Raw genomic sequence first — 25,032 nt, forward strand, 5'->3', positions numbered from 1 at the left:
TAGATACGTACAATAGGCTCATAAATTTTATGGAGAAGTACGTGTGAAATTATTTTTTGCTTCAGACCTACACGGTTCGCTGCCAGCAACAGAAAAGGTATTAGAACTCTACCAAGCATCTGGTGCGCAATATTTAGTTCTATTGGGTGACATTCTGAATCATGGACCAAGAAATCCGATTCCAGAAGGATACAACCCGCCGGCGGTTGCAGATAAGTTGAATGCGTTTTCTCAAGAGATCATTGCCGTTCGTGGTAACTGCGATAGCGAAGTGGATCAGATGTTGTTGTCTTTTCCAATGATGATGGATTACTCGTGGGTGCTATTAGAATCAGGCCAGCGTATCTTCCTAACGCATGGCCATTTGTACAACACCAATAAACGCCCTGCGTTGAAGGCGGGCGATATCATTGCACACGGTCATACCCATATTCCTGTCGCCGAATACCAAGATGACATCTTTATCTTTAACCCTAGCTCGGTGACATTCCCACGAGAGGGACACGCGGCAAGCTATGGCATCTATGAAAACAATACCTTCAAAGTCATTAGCCTTGAAGGTGATGTTCTCGTGAGTGGTCAGCTTTAAATCATTGGATCGGCCGTAAAAGGGCTTATTTTGAGTCCACGTGGCCGAGATCTCTGTCTGGAGCAATGATGTTTCGTACTCTTTGCTTCAGAACTTTCGCCTCTGGAAAACCGTCATCTGCTTTTCTTTCCCAAATCTGCACACCATTACAAAAGATTTCGAACCTGCCTCCTGTGTCTGGGTGTAAGCTCACTTGTTCAATTTCTTCGCTGAAGGTATGCAGTAGCTCTTGGCATAACCAACTAGAGCGAAGCATCCAATTGCATTGACGGCAATAGTGTATCGCGATTGTGGCTTTTGTTGCTGTCTCTTTCGCTGGCGCCAGATTAGGTTGTTCCGTTTTCATGGTTAATCCTTAAAATGCTACATCCGTAATTTGATACCAACGGCTAACAAAAAAGGGGCTTCATGCCCCTTTTTTCTATTGGTTTACCGTTTCATGGTATTCAGCTATTCATAAACAGTAAATAGCGATCCAATCTTAGTTTGAAAACAATACGGTAGAACCATGATTTAAGCTAGTCAGTAGCAGTGCCTTCGGGTTAACAATATCTATGCGGCGGCTTTGCTCTGCGTCCATCTTAATGACTTGAGTGATCAGCTCTAGCTGTTCTTCTGAAAAGTCTTGGCGCTGAGCCGAGGTCACATCTTTAAACTCCGTTGGCGAAATCAGTAAGTAGTTATCGTTAATATCCCACTGACCCGTTTCAGAGATGTTGATGACATTCGCAGGCTCAGTTTGATTACCGTAAAGTCTAACCACTGACATTCTTAAATATGTACCATTTGGTAGGTATTTCGCATTCGATGATAGTTCAACTCTACGAAGTGGGCCTATTGAGTCAGCTTGCTTGTTATCGCTAATCAGCGTCACCATTCTCGACTGCCATTCATGCTGAGTGAGCAAGCGCTCTACTTTTGCATTGCTGCTCCAATATAGCCAACCACTCAAAAATGCCGATAGAACCAGTAAGATAATCGATACTTTTAATTTCATGTTACTTACCACCGTTACAAATGTCGTTTACATCCGACTGGTTTGCGTAAATTCTTAGGGTTACATTTTCGCTCGAGTAATCTTGCGGGTGAATGTAATTGAGGGCAAGGTTATTGGTTTGTCCTCCTGTAGCGATCACTTCAGCCGGCTTTAACACACCAGTGTGACTCGTGTTGTAACTTAATACACACTTTTCTATTGCTGGCAGCCAACTGCTGAGGTCTGGGTGGTTAACCGGTGATTGAACCTTTACACCATCCACTTCAGTCAAAACCGTGAACTCGGACTCCACCGGGGTAGTAAACGTTAAAACGAGAATCGGCATGATGAAAGCGGCAAGCAGTAACCAAAATGTTAACCATTTATTGGTGCTTTTAGCCGGAGCTACAACAGGAGCGGTTGCTGGTTCTACTGCCACTTTAGTTTGTTGAGCTTTTGTAATTGGCTCAGGTTCAAATGTGTCAGTGATTGCTTGTTCAGTCGCTGCAGGCGTTGCAAACGTTAGGATAGGTTCAACGTCATTTTCTGCAATTTCAGCGGCTACTGGCTGATCATTTGATGACAGTGGCGCAGAGCGCTCAACGGTCGCAATAAATTGGTAACCGCGCTTCGGTACTGTCTTTACGAATTCAGGAGATTTAGTCGAGTCTTTGAGCATCTTTCTCAGAGTCGATACGGCTTGCGTTAAGCTTGAGTCATCCACCTCAAAGCCTTGGTCTCGCCAAACATACTCATGCAATTCATTACGAGTGATAACTTCATTAGGCCTTTCTGACAGCATCAAGAGAATGCGGCTTTCATTGCTACCAAGACGTACGACTTCACCGTCGCTCATTTGATCGACAAGTGAATTGCTGTTTGGGTCGAATACGAACCGTTGTGCGAGAATAAACTTTGTGCCGATATTACTCATTGAATTCTTCTATTTTGGATTGTTTTGGGGGGCGAAATAGACAAATCTCAGGTGAAGTTCCGTTAATTCTTCACCAAATCATGGCTTATTTTATGTTCTTTTATATTTATCAGGCTCAAGGATAATAAAAACAGATAAAAAAAACAGTGTTTTTATGATTTTTGACCTTGAATTTACATTTGTCATCCTCATGTTAATGAACAGAAGAGTGGCATCAAGTGTTACGCCCCTATGATTATTCAACATAAAGTATAGATGTTTTGGAGTAAAAATGAGCGAAACGGCAACGCAAAATAAAGAGACTCGTGGCTTTCAATCTGAAGTAAAACAACTACTTCATCTAATGATTCACTCACTGTATTCAAATAAAGAAATCTTTCTACGTGAGCTGATCTCTAACGCATCTGACGCGGCTGATAAGCTTCGTTTTCAAGCTCTATCGAACGGTGACCTTTACCAAGGTGATGCAGATCTAGGTGTAAAACTTTCTTTCAACGCGGAAGCAAACACGTTAACCATTTCTGATAACGGTATCGGTATGAGCCGCGACAACGTTATTGAGCATTTAGGTACGATTGCTAAGTCAGGCACTGCAGATTTTTTCTCAAAGCTGTCTGAAGACCAAAGCAAAGACTCTCAACTGATTGGTCAATTTGGTGTGGGTTTCTATTCTGCATTCATCGTCGCAGACGCGGTAACGGTTCGCACACGTGCAGCTGGCCTGCCGAACAATGAAGCTGTTCAGTGGCACTCTGCAGGTGAAGGCGATTACACAATCGAAGACATCACTAAAGAGTCTCGTGGTACTGACATCGTTCTGCACATGCGTGAAGACGGTAAAGAGTTCTTAAATGAGTGGCGTCTGCGTGAAGTGATTGGTAAATATTCTGACCACATCGGCATTCCTGTTTCTATCTTCACAGCAGTGAAAGATGACGAAGGTAAAGACACCGAAGAGAAACATTGGGAACAGATCAACAAGGCGCAAGCACTTTGGACTCGTAACAAGTCTGATATCGAGAAAGAAGAGTACCAAGAGTTTTACAAACACGTATCTCACGACTTTGCTGATCCACTAACCTGGAGCCACAACAAGGTTGAAGGTAAGAACGATTACACAAGCCTGCTTTACATCCCAGCGAAAGCACCTTGGGACATGATGAACCGTGACCACAAGAGTGGCTTGAAACTTTACGTGCAGCGTGTATTCATCATGGATGACGCAGAGCAGTTCATGCCATCTTACATGCGTTTCGTTCGTGGCTTGATTGACTCAAACGATCTGCCATTGAACGTGTCTCGTGAAATCCTGCAAGACAACAAGGTAACTCAGTCTCTTCGTGGCGCATGTACCAAGCGTGTACTGACTATGCTTGAGCGCATGGCGAAGAATGACAATGATAAGTACCTAGAGTTTTGGAAAGAGTTCGGCCTAGTATTGAAAGAAGGCCCGGCTGAAGATATGGCGAACAAAGAGAAGATCGCTGGTCTACTTCGTTTCTCGTCAACGGAAGTGGATTCTGCTGAACAAACCATCAGCCTAGAATCTTACGTTGAGCGCATGAAAGAAGGCCAAGATAAGATTTACTACCTGACAGCAGATAGCTACGCTGCCGCTAAAAACAGCCCGCACTTGGAGCAGTTCAAAGCTAAAGGTATTGAAGTGGTTCTAATGTACGATCGTATTGATGAGTACGTAATGAACTACCTGACTGACTTCGACGGTAAACAGTTCCAATCGATCACTAAAGCAGGCTTAGACCTAAGTAAGTTTGAAGGTGAAGAAGAGAAAGAGAAGCAAAAAGAGACAGAAGAAGAGTTCAAATCTGTTGTTGAGCGTACTCAATCTTACCTAGGTGGTCGTGTTAAAGAAGTTCGTACGACCTTCAAGCTAGCAACGACACCTGCGGTTGTTGTGACTGACGACTTCGAAATGGGCACGCAAATGGCGAAGCTTCTTGAAGCTGCGGGTCAAGCGGCACCGGAAGTGAAGTACATCTTCGAGATTAACCCTGAGCACGCACTGGTTAAACAGATGGCTGACGAAGCAGACGAGCAAGCGTTTGGTCGTTGGGTTGAGTTGCTACTTGGTCAAGCGATGCTGGCTGAAAAGGGCTCAATGGAAGATCCGTCACAATTCTTGGGTGCAATCAACGAGCTACTAACAAAGCGTTAGTCTTTCGACTTTAGGTTAAGCCAACAATTACAATAAAAAGCTCGCAAATGCGGGCTTTTTTTTATGAACGTCGTTGAAAATTGACCTAACGTGGTCGACGTCACCGTTATCGTCACAACAAATGTTGTCGATGCATTCTTTAGTCGTAAATTCAGCCAAATTGAATATTAATGTGATAGAATGCTCGACCTAATCAGCTGGGGCTAGGAAGCTACTATCTCCAGTTGTATGATTTTTAAACGTTATACCGAAACTTACCGTTTTGCTTCTGTTCACAGTTTTGCTTAGCCTCAATGGTTACTTAACGCTTTCTGTTCATCCTAAAAATGAGCAAGAATGGAGGGATAGTGAGCTTCGGTATAAATCATAATTTTATAAGAGGATTAAACATGCGCATCATTCTTCTAGGTGCTCCTGGCGCGGGTAAAGGTACTCAAGCTAACTTCATCATGAACAAATTTGGTATCCCTCAAATTTCAACTGGTGACATGCTACGTGCTGCTATCAAAGCGGGTACTGAGCTTGGTAAGCAAGCAAAATCAGTAATCGACGCTGGTCAGCTAGTTTCTGATGAAATTATCCTTGGTCTTATCAAAGAGCGTATCGCTCAAGATGACTGTGAGAAAGGTTTCCTACTAGACGGTTTCCCACGCACAATCCCACAAGCTGATGGCCTAAAAGAAATGGGCATCGCTGTTGATTACGTTGTTGAATTCGACGTAGCTGACGATGTGATTGTTGAGCGTATGGCTGGTCGTCGTGCTCACCTTCCTTCAGGCCGTACATACCACACTGTGTACAACCCGCCTAAAGAAGAAGGTAAAGATGACGTAACTGGCGAAGAGCTAGTTGTACGTGATGACGACAAAGAAGAAACAGTTCGTGCACGTCTAGGTGTATACCACGATCAAACAGCTCCGCTAATCTCTTACTACGGTAAAGAAGCTGAAGCAGGCAACACTCAGTACCTTAAGTTTGACGGTACTAAGCAAGTTGCTGAAGTTAGTGCAGAACTTGAGAAAGCACTAGCATAATTGGCTAACAGCCAGTTTTAGAATTTGATATATTGGAAGCGACCTTAAGGGTCGCTTTTTTTGTTTCAATTTTTAGTACGATACCAATCTAGATAATTCGATTACACATCGTTCAAGACGAAACCGTTTTTGATGAAGGTGGCTCACAATCGAAAGTAGATGTTGTGATATCCCGTTTAAAGAATGATTATTCAGACATTTAGTGGGAAGCAATGATCTTAAACTTATGCAGATTAGTATATTACTTTCCAGAAAATCACATATTGGTCTCAGGTATCTATGGAAAATAATAAAAAGCAGGGCGTTTTACTGGTGAATTTAGGTACGCCAGATTCTGCGACCCCCGCTGGCGTTCGTCGATTTTTGAGTGAGTTCTTGCACGACAAGCGAGTAGTAAACCTAACTCGTTGGCTTTGGTGTCCTATTCTGCATGGGGTGATTCTTCCTATTCGTTCACCTAAGGTTGCGAAGCTATATCAGTCGGTTTGGATGGATGATGGATCACCTTTGCTCGTTTACTCGCAGAGACAAGCGGAAAAGCTAGAGAAAAAATTAGAGATGCCGGTTGCATTGGGAATGACCTATGGTAACCCAAGCCTTAAGACGGGTATCGAACAACTGATGGAGCAGGGCGTTGAAGACGTTATTGTATTGCCTTTGTACCCTCAGTACTCAGGTACAACGACAGCGGCTGTTTCTGATGGCTTAACCAAAGCTTTTAAGCAGATGCCTGTAATCCCAAGCTATCGCTTTATTCGCGATTACTATTCACACCCGAGCTATGCCAAAGCACTGGCTGAAAGCGTTCGCAGTCATTGGGATCAAAATGGCAGAGCTGATCACTTGGTTTGTTCGTTCCACGGCATTCCGAAGCGCTTAGCTGATGAAGGCGATATCTATCCACAGCACTGTGAAGCAACGACAAAACTGCTTGCAGCAGAGCTAGGTTTATCTGAAGAAGACATCACCATGACCTACCAATCTCGATTTGGTCGAGAGGAGTGGTTGAAGCCATACACTGATGAGACGCTTGAATCACTGCCAAACAAAGGCATCAAGAAGATCGATATCATGGCGCCTGCATTCTCGGTGGATTGCTTGGAAACATTGGAAGAGATTTCAGACCAGTGTAAAGAGACTTTCATCGAAGCTGGTGGCTCAGACTTTAGCTACATTATGTGTCTGAACGACAGAGACTCACACATCGACATGATGGCTGAACTAGTGGCGCTTCATCGCTAACTGATATGGCGATTGAATAGATAACAAAAGGGCTGCTCATTGAGCAGCCCTTTTTGATCTTGATGTTTCTTCTTGAAATCGATCTAGCTATTAAGCGACCGAAGTTTCTGCTTTTGGTTCTGCTTCAAGCGTCATGTTGGTTTCTACACCGTGCATCCATGATACAAGCTTACCAGCACAAAGCAGCAGTAATATGGCACTCACCGTTGCTGTGATAGCAATACCACTGAAGATTGACATAGCACCAAGCTCACCAACGTGAGAACCGACCAGGCCTGCCACGTAGTTTGCCACCGCATTGAAGCCAAACCATGCACCCATCATCAATGATGCTAGGCGAAGCGGAGCTAACTTAGTGACCAACGACAGGCCAATAGGCGATAGACAAAGCTCACCAAGGGTATGGAAGAAGAAAGCACCGACTAGCCATAGCATTGATGTTTTCACGGTTAGGTCACCGCCTTGCTCCATTACCGCGCCCATCATGCACACAAAGCCCAGTGCTAAGAAGAACAATGCCATTGCAAACTTAACAGGAGAGTTGGGTTCACGCTTACCCAGTTTCACCCAGAACGCAGCAATGATTGGAGCAAGTGTAATGATGAAGAATGGGTTCAAAGATTGGAACCACGCAGCAGGAACTTCAAAGCCACCAATCATACGGTCAGTATATTGTTGAGTGTAGATGTTCATTAGGCCGCCAGCTTGTTCAAAGCCCGCCCAGAAAACAATCACGAACAGACCCATGATAAGAATCACTTTTAGTCTGTCGAACTCTTCTTTGGTCAGTGGCGCTTTTTCTTTAGATTTGTTTAGTGCTTTCGCTCTTGCAGCAGCAGGTACAGAACCGATGTTGCCCAACCAAGACTGAGCCATTGTCACTTGCATGATCAAGCTAATAACCATACCAATACCAGCGGCTAGGAAACCTGCTTTCCAACCGAATGAATCGACAGCAGCACCTGAAATTAAGCCACCAAGCAGCGCACCTAAGTTGATGCCCATGTAGAAAATGGTGAAAGCACCGTCACGGCGGTTATCGCCTTCTTGGTACAGATCGCCAACCATGGTTGAGATGTTCGGCTTAAACATACCGTTACCACTGATTAGCAGAGCTAAACCAAGGTACAGCGCGTTCACTTGGTCTAAACCGATGAAGCCGTTAGGTAGAGCCATTGTAAATTGGCCAAGTGCCATCAATACACCGCCAATCATAATTGATTTACGCTGACCTAGGTAGTTATCGGCAATCCAGCCACCAATTAATGGTGTGATGTAGACTAAGCCGGTGTAAATACCGTAGAGATCGAGTGCGTCTTTCGTTGACCAACCCAGTCCACCGTTGAGGGTAGTGTCAGTCAAAAATAAGACAAGGATGGCACGCATCGCATAGTAAGAGAAACGTTCCCATAGCTCTGTGCTAAAAAGTAGAAATAGGCCTCTAGGGTGGCCAAAGATGTTGTGGTTGCTTGGCATAAGTTTTACTAATTTTAGGTATTAAAAGATTTTATAGTCATTCATGTATACACAGTGGGATAAAAGTCTGCAATAGACTTATTTTATGGTCACGACAACTTGGTTTAACTAAGATGTTGATATTAAATATCTTTATTTTTAATGTTGCCCATTTTAGATGTGCTGCAAACTAATTTTCCAGATTTGAGTTGGTTGGTTAATAACCTTCATTAAAGTTGTGTTGAATTAAAATCTTTAGATATATTGCTCTGGTGTATCATTTTGAGTTTTAAGGGAGTGGCATGCGCATTAGGTGGGGCATACATATGCTTACAACAATGAGTCTTTTGATCTCTAAATGATCTCTGTACAATGCTTAACCACTCCGACACCTATAACTTTTTGTTGATAAATTGGTCTGCTACGCATTATTTTTCGTTAGCAACGATTCATTTTATTAATGGTGATTTAACCGTTTTAGGCATGTGGTAAAATATCTAAAAATATAAAATGGCTAGTCAAATGAAACGTTGGTATTTGCTTTACTGTAAGCGTGGTGATCAAAAACGCGCTCAGCAGCACTTAGAGAATCAGGGGGTAGAGTGCTTTTACCCTCAAATAGAAGTCGAAAAGGTGGTGAGAGGGAAAGAAAAGCAGGTCAAAGAACCGCTGTTTCCGTCTTACATCTTTGTTCGCTTCGACTATGAGCAAGGTCCTAGCTTCACGACCGTTCGTTCAACACGTGGCGTTGTGGACTTTATTAAGTTCGGTTCACTGCCGCACGAAGTCCAAGGAGACTTGGTGTTTGAACTTAAAGAGTTTGAGAAGTGCTGCAGTAACGAAGTGGAAGATTGTTGTGTTGAGTTTGAATCTGGACAGGTAGTTAAGATTCAGAGTGGCCAATTTGCTGGGGTTGAAGCTATTTTCGATCAGAAAGACGGTGAGGCTCGATCGATTATGCTGGTGAAAATGATCAGCCAAGTCATTCCAATCAGTATTGAGAACGAAGCACTACAAGCTCGCGCATAACTGCAGTAATAAAAATAGGCTTAAAACAAAAGGCGCATAATGCGCCTTTTTTAGTCTTTAGGATTTGTTCAAAACGCTCTAAGCGTTGTAAGCATCGTTGTGAACGGCTTGTACTGCACGGCCTGATGGGTCGACACAGTTTTTGAATGACTCATCCCACTCAATCGCTTTCGCTGATGAACAAGCAACTGAAGGACCACCAGGTACACACTCTGCCGCAGATTCTAGAGGGAATAGCTCCTCAAAGATTTCACGGTAAGCATAACCTTCTTTGGTTGTTGGCGTGTTGTAAGGGAAACGGAACTTAGCAGCTTCCATTTGTTGATCCGTTACTTTTGCTTCAGCCGTTGCTTTCAATGTATCAATCCAATCGTAGCCAACACCATCAGAGAACTGCTCTTTTTGACGCCATGCGATTGAATCTGGTAGGTAGTCTTCAAAACACTCACGCAGGATGTGTTTCTCCATCTTACCGTTACCGCACATCTTATCTTCAGGGTTCAGACGCATTGCGACATCGATGAACTCTTTATCCAAGAATGGTACACGGCCTTCAACACCCCATGCCGCTAGCGATTTGTTTGCACGAGCACAGTCGAACATGCTTAGAGCAAGCAGTTTACGTACTGTCTCTTCGTGGAACTCTTTCGCGTTTGGCGCTTTATGGAAGTACAGGTAACCACCAAAGATTTCATCAGCACCTTCACCTGAAAGTACCATCTTGATGCCCATCGCTTTGATCTTACGAGCCAGCAAGTACATTGGCGTTGATGCACGAATCGTCGTTACATCGTAAGTTTCGATATGGTAGATAACGTCACGGATTGCGTCTAGGCCTTCCTGAATAGTGTAAGTCATCTCATGGTGCACAGTTCCGATCTTGTCCGCAACTTCACGAGCAGCGATAAGGTCTGGTGCGCCTTCAAGACCAACAGCGAACGAGTGCAGTTGTGGCCACCAAGCTTCAGATTGCTCATCATCTTCGATACGCATTGCCGCAAAGCGTTTTGCAACTGCTGAAGTAATTGATGAATCCAGGCCACCAGATAGAAGTACACCGTAAGGAACGTCAGTCATTAGTTGACGTTTAACGGCTGCTTCTAGCGCTTCAGTCAGTTCTTCTTTGCTTGTGCTGTTGCCTTGTACCGCAGCGTACTCGTTCCAATCGCGGATGTAGTAGCGTTGAGGTTCAGCATCTTTCGAAGAGTAGAAGCTACCTGGAGGGAATTCACTGATCGTCTTACATACTTCAACCAATGCTTTCATCTCTGAAGCCACGTAGTAGTTGCCGTGCTCATCGTAACCTTGGTAAAGCGGGATGATACCAATATGGTCGCGGCCCACTAGGTACTCGTCTTTCTCTTCGTCGTATAAAACGAATGCGAAAATACCGTTAAGCTCTTCTAGAAGGTCTGCACCCATCTCTTGGTATAGCGCTAGGATAACTTCACAGTCAGAATCAGTCTGGAACTGGTACTTATCTTCATAGCGTGCACGAAGTTCTTTGTGGTTATAAATTTCACCGTTTACTGCAAGAATGTGCTTTTTGTCTTGACTGTATAGTGGTTGAGCACCACTGTTCAAGCCAACAATAGCAAGACGTTCATGAGCAAGGATTGCTTTTTCACCAGCATAGATACCAGACCAGTCTGGACCACGGTGACGAAGCTTCTTAGACATTTCTAAAGCAATAGGGCGAAGTGCTGCGGCATCACTTTTAATGTCGAGAATGCCAAATACTGAACACATAGAACTTCCTTTTAAATAATTTCCAAATCAACTGCATTCAATTTGCCATTCTGGCTAAAAAAAGCAACCGGATGTGAGCAAAAAAATAATATAAAGGGTGTTCTGTTAGAAATTATCTAATTTTTATGTGCTTTTGGTGTGTGATGTTTAATTGCGGTTGGTTTTTTAAACAAAAACCTCTCAAAAGTGCGAAAAATAGGCAGTTTTGAGAGGTTTAGTTGAACACTGTCTAATACTAGATTTTATTGATATTTGGATTTAACTGTTCGCAAACGTGGCGAGCAAAACCACTACCAGCCTCGCTGTAAATGTTAAATGCCGCATCAACGCCATTCTCTTTCAGTGTTTCGAGTTGATCGGGATATTCAGCAATAGCCGCAATTTGGCCTTTAAAGTTACGTGACTTTAATTGTTCTAAAGCGGTTTGATTACCTTGGTGGTGAGGCATTGCCAAAATCACCAGCTTTACGTTTGCTGTATCTAGAATTCGCTCCCAGAAATCTGGGTCAGTCGCGTCGCCAGAAATCACGTTTCTGCCTTGGCTTCTGTGGTTGTGCGCGGCTTCTTCACGCACTTCTACACCTAGGCTGACCTTGCCATAGCGAGTACGTAATTCGTCATAAGCACCGGTACCAATTCGGCCCATACCTAGAATAAGCACTTGGGCACGACCAGGGTCAATTCGCTTATCACGTCGGTGAAGCTTTTCTGACGCATGCTCTTTTAGCCATTTACCTGACTGCTGATAAAGCTTATGACCAGCTCGGTTTAAAGGAGCAGCGATTAGAAAAGACAGTGAAACTGCAATGGCAACGGCAACTAAGATATCACCCGACATCCAACCCATCTTGAAGGCGAGACCACCAACGATGAGGCCAAACTCGCTATAGTTAAACAGTGATAGCGAGGCAAGTAGAGACGTTCGAACACGGAACTTGAAGCGGTTGAGTACCAAGAAGTAGAGAACACCTTTCACTGGCAGCATCAGCAAGAACAAGATTGCGAGCATAAAGCCTTGAATGGTTGGTTGCTCTGACAGACCAATATTCAAGAAGAAACAGACAAGGAAAAGTTCTTTAAGGTTAAACAGCGACTTTGATAATTCTGAGGCTTTTGGGTGACCAGTAAGTAACATACCTAGAACAAGAGCCCCCAAATCTGGTTTCACACCAACCAAATGGAATAAACCAGCACCGACGACTAATGCGAAGAAGATGCCGGAAAGAACCAGCATCTCACCGTGACCAACCCAATCGAGCACTTTGTAGAACAGTGGGCGTAATAAGGGTAGGGCAAACAGAGCAATTGCATACCACTCAGGTATTTTGCCCGTAGAAGCCGTTAAGAATACTACGGCGAAGATATCCTGCATGACCAAGATACCAATCGCTAACGTTCCGTAGGTCGCATTCATTTCGCCTTTCTCTTGCAGAGTCTTAACCGCAAATACAGTACTAGAGAATGAAAGAGCAAAACCGAGCAGAACGATCTGTTCTACCGACATGGCAGCTAGCGATGAAATACCTAAGAACTTAAAGCCAAACAGGGCGACGGCGAAAAACAGAGTGGACAAAAGGTTGTGGATTGTCGCGCCAGCCCAGATCTCTTTAGAGAGTAGGGTTTTGATATCGAGCTTTAAGCCGATAGTAAATAGAAGCAGCGTGACACCAAGGTCAGCTAAAGTAATGATGGTGTCATTGGTTTCAAAGCCAAAGGCAAAAAGCCCAAAGCCTGCAACCAAAAAACCAACTAATGGGGGAAGGTGACACTTTAAAGCAATAAATCCTGCGATAAACGCAGTGGATATTAATATAAGTTCCATAACTTGTTGTTGTAGTTCCCTAGCTTAAAAAAACGGGCCGTGTTTATACAAACACGGCCCGCGGAAAATCAGAATTGTTTTCTCTAGTCTTCGAGAAGCTTCTGCAGTAACACGCCGTTAAGCATGGCGCGCTTAATCATAGCAAAAGCTCCCATCGTAGGATGTTTATCGATCTGTGATGCTACAATAGGCAGGCCGCTATGGAAAGTCGTTAACGACTGATTCTCTACATTGCGCTTAATTGCAGGAAAAACAATCTCTTGTGCCTTGGTAATATCACCAGCAATGATAACTTTTTGAGGGTTAAATAAGTTAATCGTCATCGCGATAGCCTTACCTAACTGGTTTCCTACTCGAACTAAGCTTTGCTTGGCTAGCTCATCACCATTAATCGCGTGGTCACAAACGTCTTGAATCGTAATATGCTCAAGCTCTGTTAAAGAAGACTCATAGCCTTGTTTAATCAGCTTCTGCACGCGTTCAACGATAGCTGGGTTTGCCGCTACTGTTTCAAGACAGCCGAAGTTACCACATTGGCATTGCTCGCCTAGCGGATCAATTTGGATATGACCAATTTCACCCACATTACGGTTATGACCTAGGAAAACCTGACCATTAACGATAATACCTGCACCTGTACCACGGTGAACACTGACCAAAATAGAATCTTGGCTATCTTTACTTGCACCGAAGTAGTGCTCAGCAAGCGCCATTCCACGAACATCGTTACCAACAAAACAAGCAACATGGAATGTATCGCGAATAATGTCGCTTAATGCGAGGTTATCGATGTCGGTATTCGGCATGTACTCAACAACACCGGTCGTTGGGTTAACCAAGCCTGGAAGCGTGACACCAATAGCAATCAGTTGATCGATCTTTGGTTGATGCTCAGCAATGAAAGCTTTGAGGTTATTGACCAAGCCTTGGGTAAGGTCTGATTGGTCTGAATAATTCAGGTCTTGCTGTTGGAAAGCCAATTCACGACCACCAAGGTCATGCAGGCTTATTTGAATGTAGTCTCGACCCAAACGCACAGCAACAGAATGAAAAGGCTCTACTTCTGTGGTTAGGGAGATAGCGCGTCTACCGCCAGTAGACGCTTGCTGCGCAACCTCTTTAATTAGGCCGCGCTCTAAAAGTTGGCGGGTAATTTTTGTAACACTTGCCGGTGCGAGTTGGCTTACATCAGCCACTTGTATACGACTGATAGGCCCCTGTTGGTCTATAAGTCGGTATACCGCCGCACTGTTTAGTTGTTTAACTAAGTCTACGTTACCTATTTGTCCGCCATTCATACTTAATTGTGCTCGTATTGTCCGTTAACAACAGTCGCTTTAACGTTAAAGTCTCGGTCAAATACAGCTAGGTTTGCAACCATGCCTTTTTTGATTCGACCTAGCTTGCTTTCTACACCGATAGCCGTAGCTGGGTATAGCGTAGCCATGCGAAGAGCTTCGTCTAAAGCGATACCAGCGTGCTCAACTGTATTCTGAACTGCTTCAATCATAGTCAGAGCTGAGCCGCCCAGTGTGCCGTTTTCATCAACACACTTACCATCACGGTAATATACTTTCTTACCGACAAAAATAAAGTATTCCATGTCAGCACCTGCAGGAGCTGTGGCATCCGTCACTAATACCAACTTTTCTCCCTTGATTTTATGCGCAATTCTGATGTTTGCGTAATCAACGTGGAAGCCGTCGGCAATAATGCCAGCGTAAACCTCAGGAGTATCGTAAATCGCGCCAACAACGCCAGGCTCACGACCAACCATCGGCGTCATTGCATTGAACAGGTGAGTGGCGAACGTGATACCAGATTCGAAACCTTGACGCGCTTCTGCGTAAGTTGCGTTGGTGTGGCCGATAGAAACGACAACGCCAGCTTTGTGCAGGCGTTCGATGTGTTCAGGGTCGTTAAGCTCTGGAGCCAATGTTACTTTTGCAACAAGGTCACGGTTCTCACAGATAAGCTCAATCATTTCGTTGTCAGATTTACGAATGTGATCGACGCTATGGATGCCTTTTTTCGCAACGTTTAGGTAAGGGCCTTCAAGGTGCAGACCTAAAGATTGGTTTTGGTACTGGTTATGGTATTCACGAGCTGCCGTAATAACCGCACGCATATCTTCGTCTGAAGAGGTGATAAGCGTTGGTAGGAAGCTAGTACAGCCAGATTTCAGGTTTGCTTTGTGCATGATCTGCATGGTTTCTGCAGTGATCTCATCGTTAAGCATTACACCGCCACAACCATTCAGTTGTAGGTCAATGAAACCTGGGCTTAGGTTTGCTCCGTCTAGGTCGCGAAGCTCGATTCCTTCTGGCAATTCAGAGATAGGACAGACTTTTTTGATCAGTTCGTTTTCGATTACAACAGCATGATCGGTTAGAACATCACTACCAGTGTAAATTTTACAGTTACTTAGCGCGTACATAGTCAGCTAATCCTTATTTCGTGAGATCTTTTAAATTCGTTCGTTACCTAAATGCGGACTTAGTTTGCGAGCATCATTTACGTAACGATTTATCTTTTATGGGCAAACGGCTTCAAAATGAGAAGCGATTTAAGTTGTTGAAAAACATATGAACAATTGATTTTTATTATACATTTAGGTCCATCAATAATGATTATTCACGGTGCTCTATAAGCCCGGAGTTACCATCTTTTTGCCTAATGATTAGATTTGGATTTTATCCATAAATGTTCATTTTTTTGAATGATAAAATAAGTTTTATGATCTCGCTAGCAAAAACCTCTGGATTTGGTAAAAACTGGTGATTAGGATCACAAATGGTAAGGTTTTAATTTGCGGGGCAAAATTAATTGAATACACTGAATAGGACTAAATTGAGCGACTAAAATAAGTTTCTCAAACGAATTCTAAAAAATCCTATAGGGGGAAACAACTGGTGAATATTCTAGGATATGCGCAGAAGCTTGGTAAGGCGTTAATGCTACCAATCGCAACGCTTCCGATTGCGGCATTGCTGCTACGTCTGGGTCAACCAGACTTACTCGATATCGCATTCATGGCATCTGCTGGTAACGCAATCTTCAGTCAACTACCATTATTGTTTGGTTTGGGTATAGCTATTGGTCTTTCTAAAGACGGTAACGGCGCAGCAGGTCTTGCTGGTGCAGTTGCTTACTTTGTTCTGACAGCAACCGCAACAAACATCGATGCTAGTGTAAATATGTCATTCTTCGGCGGTATCTTTGCAGGTATCATCGCAGGTCACTCTTACAATGCATTCCACGCGACTCGTCTTCCAGAGTGGCTAGCATTCTTCTCTGGCAAACGTCTAGTTCCTATTATGGCTGGTCTATTTGCTCTAGTTGCTGGCGCAATCTTTGGTGTTGTATGGCCTGCTGTTCAATCTGGTCTAGATGCACTTGCTCACGCAGTTTCAACGTCTGGCGCTATCGGTCAATTTGTTTACGGTACTCTTAACCGTGCACTTATCCCAGTAGGTCTACACCATGTACTGAACTCGTACTTCTGGTTCGGTATGGGCTCTTGTCAAGAGATCGTAGTTGCTGCAGAAGGCTTCTCTCAACTTTGTGTTGACCCTGCACTAGCTAAAACTTTAGTTGTTGGTCAAGAGTACACATTTGAATTTGCTAACTCAGTTAACCCAGAAATTGTTGCAACTGTTAAAGAAGTAACTGAAACAGTTAAATCTGGCGACCTACACCGTTTCTTCGGCGGCGATAAAGGCGCTGGCGTATTCATGAACGGTTTCTTCCCAGTAATGATGTTCGGTCTACCAGGTGCTGCACTTGCAATGTACCTAGCTGCTCCTGCTGAAAAACGTAGCCAAGTTGGTGGCGCACTATTCTCAGTTGCATTCTGTTCATTCCTAACAGGTATCACAGAGCCGCTAGAATTCATGTTCGTATTCCTAGCTCCTGCTCTATACGCAATGCACGCTGTATTTACAGGTTTGTCTCTAGTAGTTGCTAACATGTTTGGTACTCTGCACGGTTTCGGTTTCTCTGCTGGTCTTATCGACTTCGTATTGAACTGGGGTCTAGCAACTAAACCATTCGTACTACTACTAATCGGTCTTGGCTTCGGTGCTCTATACTTCTTCACTTTCTCTTTCGCAATCCGCGCTTTCAACTTGAAATCGCCAGGTCGTGAAGATGATGACGAAGCTGTTGCAGCTCCTGCTGGCGAAGCACCAAAGGGCGACCTTGCACGTCAATACCTGAAAGCTCTAGGTGGTCACGACAACCTAACTTCAATCGACGCTTGTATCACTCGTCTACGTCTAACTCTTAAAGACCGCTCTGTTGCAGATGAAGTTGTTCTTAAGAAACTTGGTGCTAAAGGTGTGGTTAAACTAGGTGAAAACAACCTACAGGTTATCCTAGGCCCACTAGCTGAAATCGTAGCTGGCGAAATGAAAGCTATTGGTGCAGGCGAAGACCTATCTGATGTAAAACTTCCACAGTAAGGGAAGTACTTAATTAAGACGTAAAGTTACTCTTAAGTAAGTGTCAAATTGAAAGCCTCCCACATGGGAGGCTTTTTTGTGCCTGCAGTTTAAGACCAGCGAACACGGTTCGTTCTATTCTTCATCGAATAGCAGAAATAATCGCAATTAACGGACGGTTCTTATTGTGCAAAGGCTAAGAATTGTGGATGATTAGCAACAATGATCTTTCTATCTTTGACTGGCGCTATAAGCGACCGTTTTCTTGGGGACGAAAGATAACTTTCTCTGACAATACTAAATACATAGAGGTGCTATAGATGAGTGAAGCTGAGGCTCGTCCATCGAATTTCATTCGCCAAATTATTGATAAAGATTTAGCGGATGGTACACACAGTAGCGTGCATACTCGTTTCCCGCCGGAGCCAAATGGCTACCTGCACATTGGTCACGCTAAATCTATTTGCTTGAACTTTGGTATTGCTCAGGACTACCAGGGACAATGTAATCTTCGTTTCGATGATACAAACCCTGAAAAAGAAGACGTTGAATACGTTGAGTCAATTAAGAATGATGTAAGCTGGTTAGGCTTCGAATGGTCTGGTGATATTTGTTACTCATCAAACTACTTCGATACGCTTTACGCTTATGCTGTGGAATTAATTAATAAAGGCTTAGCGTATGTTGACGAGCTAAGTCCTGATCAAATCCGTGAGTACCGTGGCACGCTAAAAGAGCCTGGTAAAGCGAGCCCATACCGTGACCGCAGCCCTGAAGAGAACCTAGCGTTGTTTGAAAAAATGCGTGACGGTGGCTTTGAAGAAGGTAAAGCGTGTCTACGTGCTAAGATCGACATGAGCTCTTCGTTCATGGTTATGCGCGATCCTGTTATCTACCGTGTTCGTTTTGCTCACCACCATCAAACGGCTGACAAGTGGTGCATTTACCCAATGTACGACTTTACTCACTGTATCTCTGATGCGCTGGAAGGTATTACGCACTCTATCTGTACGCTTGAATTCCAAGATAACCGTCGTTTGTACGATTGGGTTCTAGATAACATCACGATTGACTGCCAACCTCGTCAGTACGAGTTTAGCCGCCTGAATCTTGAATATACAGTGATGTCTAAGCGTAAGCTGAACCAACTTGTGGTTGAAAACCTAGTTCAAGGTTGGGATGACCCACGCATGCCTACTATTTCTGGCCTACGTCGTCGTGGTTTTACTTCAAGCTCGATTCGTGAATTCTGTAAGCGTATTGGTGTAACTAAGCAAGAGAACATGATTGAGTTCGGTTCACTTGAATCTTGCATCCGTGATGATCTGAACGAAAATGCACCTCGTGCAATGGCTGTTCTGGATCCAGTTAAGATCGTTATCGAAAACTACGAAGCAGATACAGTAGAAACGTTAACGGTTGCAAATCACCCAAACAAGCCAGAAATGGGCACTCGTGAAGTACCATTTACACGTGAAGTTTGGATTGAGCGTGATGACTTCCGTGAAGAAGCAAACAAAAAGTACAAGCGTTTGGTTCTAGGTAAAGAAGTTCGCCTGCGTGGTGCTTACGTGATCAAAGCTGAACGTATCGAAAAAGATGCAGAAGGCAACATTACGACTATCTTCTGTTCTTACGACAATGAAACATTGGGTAAGAACCCTGCAGATGGCCGCAAAGTGAAAGGCGTTATCCACTGGGTATCTGCTGATAAAGCACTGCCTGCTGAGATTCGTTTGTACGATCGTCTATTCACAGTGCCAAACCCAGCCGCTGCTGATGACTTCGCTGCAACGCTAAACCCTGAATCTCTTGTTACGCTAAATGGTTTTGTTGAACCTAGCTTAGCAGAAGGTGTGGCAGAGCAAGCGTACCAGTTTGAACGTACAGGTTACTTCTGTGTGGATTCGAAAGACTCTAAAGCAGATGCACTAGTCTTCAACCGCACGGTTGGTCTACGTGACACATGGGGTAAAACTGAAGCTTAATGCTTGAGTATTTAGTTTGTTAAAAACGACCCAATAAAAAACCGGCTTAGAGCCGGTTTTTTGTATCTGAATAAAGTCGTCAATTATAGAATAAGTTGCGATTAATCGTCTTATGTAGTGACCATATAAAAAACGCCGGCCTAAGCCAGCGTTCTGTATTACTACTTCGCTTTATGCGCGTCTGGATTGCCTTTGCAATCTCCGTTAATGCTTTTGCCGTACAAGTACAAACTGTGGTTTGTTAGTTGCACGTTGTAACGCTGAGCAATCTCTTTCTGTCTTTCTTCGATGATGTCATCAGAGAATTCGATCACTTCGCCACAATCTAAACATACAAGGTGGTCGTGGTGGTGCTGTGTAGAAAGTTCAAATACAGACTTGCCGCCTTCGAAGTGGTGACGAGTTACAATGCCAGCGTCATCGAATTGGTTAAGTACTCGATAAACGGTTGCAAGACCGATTTCTTCACCTAGGTCGATCAGCTTCTTATATAAATCTTCAGCACTAATATGTTGGCAGTCTGGCTGTTGTAATACTTCTAAAATTTTGAGCCGTGGAAGGGTCACTTTAAGACCTGCATCTTTTAGCGCTTGATTATTGTCTGACATATACTTTCCTGTTGATGATCTGCAGCAATTAACAGAATTCAATATTAATACCATTATAGTTTAGTCAGGCATAACAATAAACCACGAACTTCAACGGGTTACTTACTGACATCACAATCTGTTTTGTAAATTGGAAGTATCTCACTTATAGTGGAGGTACGACCAGTCAAGGTGACGGTGTTTCTGATATGAACATGGAATGTTGTTATGAATAAGCAACTCGCAAAAATATATAAACCCAACATTGTAAAATTTGCTCTTAATATTTGGCCTCCCTTTTGGGGAGCGGGTATTCGAATAGCCCACATTAGCACTGACTTTAGGGTTGTTAAGACAGTACTTAAGCTACGCTGGTGGAATAAGAACGCCAATCGTACTCAATATGGCGGCAGTATCTTTTCTCTTACCGATCCCGTTTACTCATTGATGTTAATGGGAATTTTAGGTGAACGATATTATGTTTGGGATAAAGAAGCGAGCATTAACTTCATCAAGCCGGGGCAATCGGACTTGTATGCAGATTTTGAGATAAGGCAAGGGCAGCTTGACGATATCTATCGTCAGACGCAACTCGGTGAAAAGTGTTTCCCCGAATTTATTATTCACGTGAAAGATAAGCAGGGTAATGTGGTTTCAGAAATTCAACGCACCCTCTATGTAAGAAAGAAGCCGCAATTTAGAGATGATGATGAAGCATTAGAGGCTGAGTGCTAATTAATAGATTTTAAATAGCAAAAAACCTCCTATAAGGAGGTTTTTTCATATCTACATAATGGTTATTAACTGTAACAATTAACAACCACTAGAGAATTAGTCTTCTAGCTCTGCTAGGCACATCTCTTCGTGGATTTGTTTAACCCAGTTAGATACGCGCTCATCAGTTAGCTCAGGTTGACGGTCTTCATCGATACATAGACCAACGAATTGGCTGTCATCGCCTTCAACTAAACCTTTCGATGCTTCGAATTCGTAGCCTTCAGTTGATGTGTGACCTAGGATAGTACCGCCTTTCGCTTCAACGATGTCACGGATAGTACCCATAGCATCACAGAAGTATTCTGCATAATCTTCTTGGTCGCCACAACCAAAGATAGCAACAAGCTTAGTTGAGAAATCAATAGCTTCTAGCTCTGGGAAAAAGTCATCCCAATCACATTGTGCTTCGCCGTAGTACCACGTAGGGATACCAAGCAGCAGTAGATCGAAGTTATCGATATCTTCTTTGCTGCTTTTTGCAATGTCTTGAACGTGAACGAGCTGTTTGCTCAATTGCTTTTGAATCATCTTAGCAACAGCTTCAGTGTTACCTGTATCGCTACCAAAGAAGAGACCTACACTTGCCATAGAATCATTACCTTTCATTTTGTCTGTTGTCGGTGTAATAAAGTTCGGAAGAGAATCGTTAGATCCCAGTTCCTTCCCAGCTTAGTTGGATTATCCCTTTGGCGATAAAACCCGCACAGCCAAGGAAAAGTACTAACCATACGATGCGACGACCAAATGGAGGAACATTTCCCTGCTTGAGAACGTCCTTAATTGCCATACCGATTAAAAAGAAAATCGCGGCAAACAGGAGATCTAAACCAACAGATTCGATGATGTTCATGTAGTCGTAAAGCATGGGAACCTTATATACCAATTTTGCTTGGGCGCACTATATCACTGTTGTGAGATAAAGTTAATCTGCAGTAATTACACAGCTCTCATTTATCTGCACGAAAAAGCGCAGTTAAGCGATGAATTTTCTAATTGCTCTAAGTACTTCTGCTGGTTTTTCAGCATGCAGCCAGTGACCTGTGTTGGCAATGACATGAGCCTTAGCGTTAGAAAATTGCTGCTGAACGGCTGCTTGATGTTCTGCGGTGAGGTAATCTGAATCCCCACCTTTAATGAGCAAGGTTTTGACCGAGGTTTTCTCGATCGGTTCCCAACCAATAATATGTGGGTAGTTGCTCAATAACGAAGCAACATTGAAGCGCCATTCCATGATGCCTTGCTCTGTTTTGAACAAAGATTTGGTTAAAAACTGGCGAACGCCATCGATCTCGATATGTTTTGCGAGAACCTTGAGTGCATCTGAGCGTGAAGTCGGCTCTTCTTCTATCACGGCTTGCAGGCCTGCGAATACGTTGTCGTGGCGACTCTGAGTGTACGCGACCGGAGCCATATCCAAGACAATCAATTTATGCAGCGCAAGATGTTGTGTCAGTGCCATCGCTACTTTGCCACCCATCGAGTGACCAATCACAGTGACGTCTTCTGACTTAAGATCATGCAGCAGTTGAGCCACGTCTTGTGCCATCGCTTGATAGTTATGAGTGTCACTATGGAAGGATTGACCGTGGTTGCGGAGATCGATACTAAGTACCTGATGATCGGCTTTTAGATCCCTAGCGAGCAAGCCAAGGTTGTCCAGATTACCGAATAATCCATGGATCAAAACAATGGTGTGACCCTCACCTTCAATTTTATAGTTGAGCTGTACTGACATTTTTATCTTATTCATGGTGGGTTTGACGTAGAGTATCCGCGCGGATCTCGCTATAATCCCCCAGAGTTTAAACATTGAGATTGTGAAAAGCGAATGAAAACAATTGAGGTTGATGAGGACCTATACCGTTTTATTGCGGGTCAGACAGAACGTATTGGCGAAAGCGCTTCAGATATTCTGCGCCGCTTGTTACAGGTTGACAGCCAAGGCATGGCTCCGATCGAAGAGATCGTTGAGCCAAAAGGTATCGTTGTTAGCAAAGAGGTAGGCTTTACTCCAGAGAAGTTCGATGGCGTTAAAGAAATGCGCTCACTACTAATATCAGATGAGTTTGCATCACTAAAGAAAGCCATTGATCGTTTCATGCTTGTGTTATCAACACTGCATAAAATCGACCCTTTAAGCTTTTCAGAAGCAACTCAAGTAAAAGGCCGTAAGCGCGTTTACTTTGCAGATAACGAAGAGACCTTGCTAGCAAACGGCAACACGACTAAGCCTAAAGCTATTCCACAAAGTCCTTTTTGGGTTATTACTAATAACAATACAAGCCGAAAAAGACAGATGGTTGAGCAGCTTATGAGCCGCATGAATTTCCAAGCAGAATTGATAGAAAAAGTAACAGGTTCAATTTAACGAAATCTGATTTAAACCTCATAATATCCATGGATAAGAAGATATTATGAGGTTTTTTTGTTTTAAAATTTTATATATAAGGATGTCGAAAAATGGCTATGCACCCTCGTGCTGGGCAGAAAGCTCAGCAGGAAGATCTTCATAATATCCCGGCTTTAGTTGCTAACTATTTCTTACAGCAACCGGATGCTACGAACCCAGATCATAAAGTACTTTTCGGTACTTCAGGTCACCGCGGTACAGCAGACAAATCAACATTTAACGAAAACCACATTCTAGCAATTGCACAAGCGGTTGCTGAAGTTCGTGCCGAGCAAGGTACAACTGGCCCTCTTTTCTTAGGTAAAGATACTCACGCTCTATCTGAGCCTGCGTTCTCTACGGTTATCGAAGTGCTTGTAGCGAACGGTGTTGAAGTTATTATTCAAGAAAACAACGGCTTTACTCCAACACCTGGTATCTCGCACGCGATTCTTACGCACAACCTAGTGAATGACAAAAAAGCCGACGGCATTGTTATCACGCCTTCACATAACCCACCTCAAGACGGCGGTATTAAATACAACCCGACACACGGTGGCCCAGCTGAAGCTGAACTGACTCAAGCGATTGAAGACCGTGCGAACGTGATCATTGCTGAGCAAATGCAAGGTGTTAAGCGTACGCCTATCGCACAGGCTAAACAGTCTGAGCTAGTAAAAGAAGTTGACCTAGTCGCGCCATACGTCGCTGATTTGGTTAACGTCGTGGATATGGAAGCGATCCAGAAAGCAAACATCAAGATTGGTGTTGATCCACTGGGTGGCAGCGGTATTGATTACTGGCGTCAAATTGGTAAAGCGTACAATCTAGATCTTACTCTGGTAAGTGAAGCGGTTGACCCTTCATTCCAATTCATGTCTCTAGATAAAGATGGCGTAGTTCGTATGGACTGTTCTTCTCCATACGCAATGGCAGGCTTACTGGCGCTTAAAGACGAGTACGCTCTAGCATTTGGTAACGACCCAGATTACGATCGCCACGGTATCGTGACACCTAAAGGTTTGATGAATCCAAACCACTTCTTAGCGGTTTGTATTGATTACCTATACCGTAACCGTGAAGGTTGGGGTAAAGACGTTGCTGTTGGTAAAACTTTGGTATCAAGCGCATTGATCGACCGTGTAGTAGCAGACTTAGGTCGTGAACTTTGTGAAGTGCCAGTTGGTTTCAAATGGTTCGTTGATGGCCTTTACAACGGTCAGTTTGGTTTCGGTGGTGAAGAGAGTGCAGGTGCATCTTTCTTACGTAAAGACGGTACGCCTTGGTCAACAGATAAAGATGGTCTAATTCTTTGCCTACTTGCGGCTGAGATCACAGCCGTTACAGGTAAGAACCCACAAGAGTACTACGAAGAGCTGGCTGCTAAACACGGTGAATCTAAGTACAACCGTATTCAAGCGGTAGCAAATGGCGCACAAAAAGACGTGCTGAAAAAGCTCTCTCCAGAGATGGTTTCTGCTGAAACGCTTGCTGGCGATGCGATTACTGCTCGTTTAACGCATGCTCCTGGTAATGGCGCTGCGATTGGTGGCCTTAAAGTGACAACTGAGAACGGTTGGTTCGCTGCTCGTCCATCAGGCACTGAAGACATCTACAAGATCTACTGTGAAAGCTTTAAAGGTGAAGAGCACCTAAAAGCAATCGAAGCAGAAGCTCAAGAGATTGTTAACCAAGTATTTGCCGCTGCAGGTCTATAATCGAGTACGATTCATAGAGTTATAAAGCAAATAATGGAAGGGTTGATGTGAAAGCATCAGCCCTTTTTTATTGTGCGCCGAGCATGGCGTTGATCTAGGAGGTGAAAGTCCTCTACGGGCTCAGT

22 protein-coding genes are annotated in these 25,032 nt (G+C 43.8%); 10 read left to right on the forward strand and 12 right to left on the reverse strand.

Annotation, left to right across the window (positions count from 1 at the left end; translation table 11 throughout):
- The first annotated feature begins 43 nt into the window (after positions 1-43).
- Positions 44-589, forward strand: a complete 546-nt coding sequence (yfcE, locus tag AB6E30_RS03215; protein ID WP_017068995.1) for a phosphodiesterase — start codon at positions 44-46, stop codon at positions 587-589.
- 25 nt (positions 590-614) lie between these two features.
- Here yfcE and AB6E30_RS03220 read toward each other — a convergent pair whose 3' ends face one another.
- The 3 genes from AB6E30_RS03220 to AB6E30_RS03230 form a co-directional block, all read right to left on the reverse strand.
- Positions 615-935 carry a SelT/SelW/SelH family protein gene (locus AB6E30_RS03220; protein WP_017062204.1) on the reverse strand — a complete coding sequence of 107 codons (321 nt, stop codon included), beginning with the start codon at positions 933-935 and terminating at the stop codon, positions 615-617.
- Between the two features lie 135 nt (positions 936-1,070).
- Positions 1,071-1,586 (reverse strand): regulatory protein ToxS, encoded by a 516-nt coding sequence (locus AB6E30_RS03225; protein ID WP_102393250.1) that lies wholly within the window; start codon positions 1,584-1,586, stop codon positions 1,071-1,073.
- 1 nt (position 1,587) lies between these two features.
- Complete coding sequence (locus AB6E30_RS03230) at positions 1,588-2,499, reverse strand: transcriptional regulator (RefSeq protein ID WP_372083394.1); 912 nt, start codon at positions 2,497-2,499, stop codon at positions 1,588-1,590.
- A 271-nt stretch (positions 2,500-2,770) separates the two neighbouring features.
- Here AB6E30_RS03230 and htpG point away from each other — a divergent pair, with 271 nt between their 5' ends.
- The 3 genes from htpG to hemH all read left to right on the forward strand — a co-directional run bounded on the left by htpG (position 2,771) and on the right by hemH (position 6,951).
- A complete protein-coding gene (gene htpG / locus AB6E30_RS03235; RefSeq protein ID WP_017062201.1) occupies positions 2,771-4,675 on the forward strand; it encodes a molecular chaperone HtpG in 1,905 nt (634 codons plus the stop codon).
- A 389-nt stretch (positions 4,676-5,064) separates the two neighbouring features.
- Positions 5,065-5,709 carry an adenylate kinase gene (gene adk, locus AB6E30_RS03240; protein ID WP_048660860.1) on the forward strand — a complete coding sequence of 215 codons (645 nt, stop codon included), beginning with the start codon at positions 5,065-5,067 and terminating at the stop codon, positions 5,707-5,709.
- Between the two features lie 279 nt (positions 5,710-5,988).
- Complete coding sequence (gene hemH / locus AB6E30_RS03245; protein WP_137001204.1) at positions 5,989-6,951, forward strand: ferrochelatase; 963 nt, start codon at positions 5,989-5,991, stop codon at positions 6,949-6,951.
- A gap of 90 nt (positions 6,952-7,041) precedes the next feature.
- On the opposite strand, the gene AB6E30_RS03250 is transcribed toward hemH, so the two are convergent.
- A complete protein-coding gene (locus AB6E30_RS03250; protein ID WP_102393253.1) occupies positions 7,042-8,427 on the reverse strand; it encodes a peptide MFS transporter in 1,386 nt (461 codons plus the stop codon).
- A 501-nt stretch (positions 8,428-8,928) separates the two neighbouring features.
- Between AB6E30_RS03250 and rfaH the strand changes: the two genes are divergently transcribed.
- Positions 8,929-9,435, forward strand: a complete 507-nt coding sequence (rfaH, locus tag AB6E30_RS03255) for a transcription/translation regulatory transformer protein RfaH (protein ID WP_372083396.1) — start codon at positions 8,929-8,931, stop codon at positions 9,433-9,435.
- A gap of 78 nt (positions 9,436-9,513) precedes the next feature.
- Here the strand turns inward: rfaH and asnB are convergent, their stop codons facing one another.
- The 4 genes from asnB to nagA all read right to left on the reverse strand — a co-directional run bounded on the left by asnB (position 9,514) and on the right by nagA (position 15,443).
- Positions 9,514-11,184, reverse strand: coding sequence for an asparagine synthase B (asnB, locus tag AB6E30_RS03260; RefSeq protein WP_017062196.1), 1,671 nt, complete (start codon positions 11,182-11,184; stop codon positions 9,514-9,516).
- 235 nt (positions 11,185-11,419) lie between these two features.
- Positions 11,420-13,006, reverse strand: a complete 1,587-nt coding sequence (locus tag AB6E30_RS03265) for a cation:proton antiporter (RefSeq protein ID WP_372102589.1) — start codon at positions 13,004-13,006, stop codon at positions 11,420-11,422.
- Positions 13,007-13,089: 83 nt separating this feature from the next.
- Positions 13,090-14,304 (reverse strand): ROK family protein, encoded by a 1,215-nt coding sequence (locus tag AB6E30_RS03270; RefSeq protein ID WP_017062194.1) that lies wholly within the window; start codon positions 14,302-14,304, stop codon positions 13,090-13,092.
- 2 nt (positions 14,305-14,306) lie between these two features.
- Positions 14,307-15,443, reverse strand: coding sequence for an N-acetylglucosamine-6-phosphate deacetylase (gene nagA / locus AB6E30_RS03275; RefSeq protein WP_017062193.1), 1,137 nt, complete (start codon positions 15,441-15,443; stop codon positions 14,307-14,309).
- 475 nt (positions 15,444-15,918) lie between these two features.
- Here nagA and nagE point away from each other — a divergent pair, with 475 nt between their 5' ends.
- Both nagE and glnS read left to right on the forward strand, forming a co-directional pair.
- Positions 15,919-17,469 carry an N-acetylglucosamine-specific PTS transporter subunit IIBC gene (gene nagE / locus AB6E30_RS03280; protein WP_032545860.1) on the forward strand — a complete coding sequence of 517 codons (1,551 nt, stop codon included), beginning with the start codon at positions 15,919-15,921 and terminating at the stop codon, positions 17,467-17,469.
- Between the two features lie 299 nt (positions 17,470-17,768).
- Positions 17,769-19,436 carry a glutamine--tRNA ligase gene (glnS, locus tag AB6E30_RS03285; protein WP_017063407.1) on the forward strand — a complete coding sequence of 556 codons (1,668 nt, stop codon included), beginning with the start codon at positions 17,769-17,771 and terminating at the stop codon, positions 19,434-19,436.
- Between the two features lie 161 nt (positions 19,437-19,597).
- Here glnS and fcrX read toward each other — a convergent pair whose 3' ends face one another.
- Positions 19,598-20,044, reverse strand: coding sequence for a ferric iron uptake transcriptional regulator FcrX (gene fcrX, locus AB6E30_RS03290; RefSeq protein ID WP_017061956.1), 447 nt, complete (start codon positions 20,042-20,044; stop codon positions 19,598-19,600).
- Positions 20,045-20,251: 207 nt separating this feature from the next.
- Here fcrX and AB6E30_RS03295 point away from each other — a divergent pair, with 207 nt between their 5' ends.
- On the forward strand, positions 20,252-20,758 hold the full coding sequence (locus tag AB6E30_RS03295; protein WP_017061955.1) for a DUF4442 domain-containing protein: 507 nt from the start codon (positions 20,252-20,254) through the stop codon (positions 20,756-20,758).
- Between the two features lie 96 nt (positions 20,759-20,854).
- On the opposite strand, the gene fldA is transcribed toward AB6E30_RS03295, so the two are convergent.
- From fldA to AB6E30_RS03310, 3 genes are all read right to left on the reverse strand, one after another.
- Complete coding sequence (fldA, locus tag AB6E30_RS03300) at positions 20,855-21,388, reverse strand: flavodoxin FldA (RefSeq protein WP_010436745.1); 534 nt, start codon at positions 21,386-21,388, stop codon at positions 20,855-20,857.
- A gap of 58 nt (positions 21,389-21,446) precedes the next feature.
- Positions 21,447-21,665, reverse strand: a complete 219-nt coding sequence (locus AB6E30_RS03305; RefSeq protein ID WP_004737900.1) for a DUF2788 domain-containing protein — start codon at positions 21,663-21,665, stop codon at positions 21,447-21,449.
- A 108-nt stretch (positions 21,666-21,773) separates the two neighbouring features.
- A complete protein-coding gene (locus AB6E30_RS03310; protein WP_017061954.1) occupies positions 21,774-22,535 on the reverse strand; it encodes an alpha/beta fold hydrolase in 762 nt (253 codons plus the stop codon).
- Between the two features lie 93 nt (positions 22,536-22,628).
- Here AB6E30_RS03310 and seqA point away from each other — a divergent pair, with 93 nt between their 5' ends.
- Both seqA and pgm read left to right on the forward strand, forming a co-directional pair.
- Positions 22,629-23,168, forward strand: coding sequence for a replication initiation negative regulator SeqA (seqA, locus tag AB6E30_RS03315; protein WP_372102591.1), 540 nt, complete (start codon positions 22,629-22,631; stop codon positions 23,166-23,168).
- 92 nt (positions 23,169-23,260) lie between these two features.
- Positions 23,261-24,907 (forward strand): phosphoglucomutase (alpha-D-glucose-1,6-bisphosphate-dependent), encoded by a 1,647-nt coding sequence (gene pgm / locus AB6E30_RS03320; RefSeq protein WP_019820492.1) that lies wholly within the window; start codon positions 23,261-23,263, stop codon positions 24,905-24,907.
- Positions 24,908-25,032: the final 125 nt, after the last annotated feature.

Origin of the sequence: Vibrio sp. 10N.247.311.12, from assembly GCF_041467515.1 — a bacterium.
Classification (GTDB): domain Bacteria; phylum Pseudomonadota; class Gammaproteobacteria; order Enterobacterales; family Vibrionaceae; genus Vibrio; species Vibrio crassostreae_C.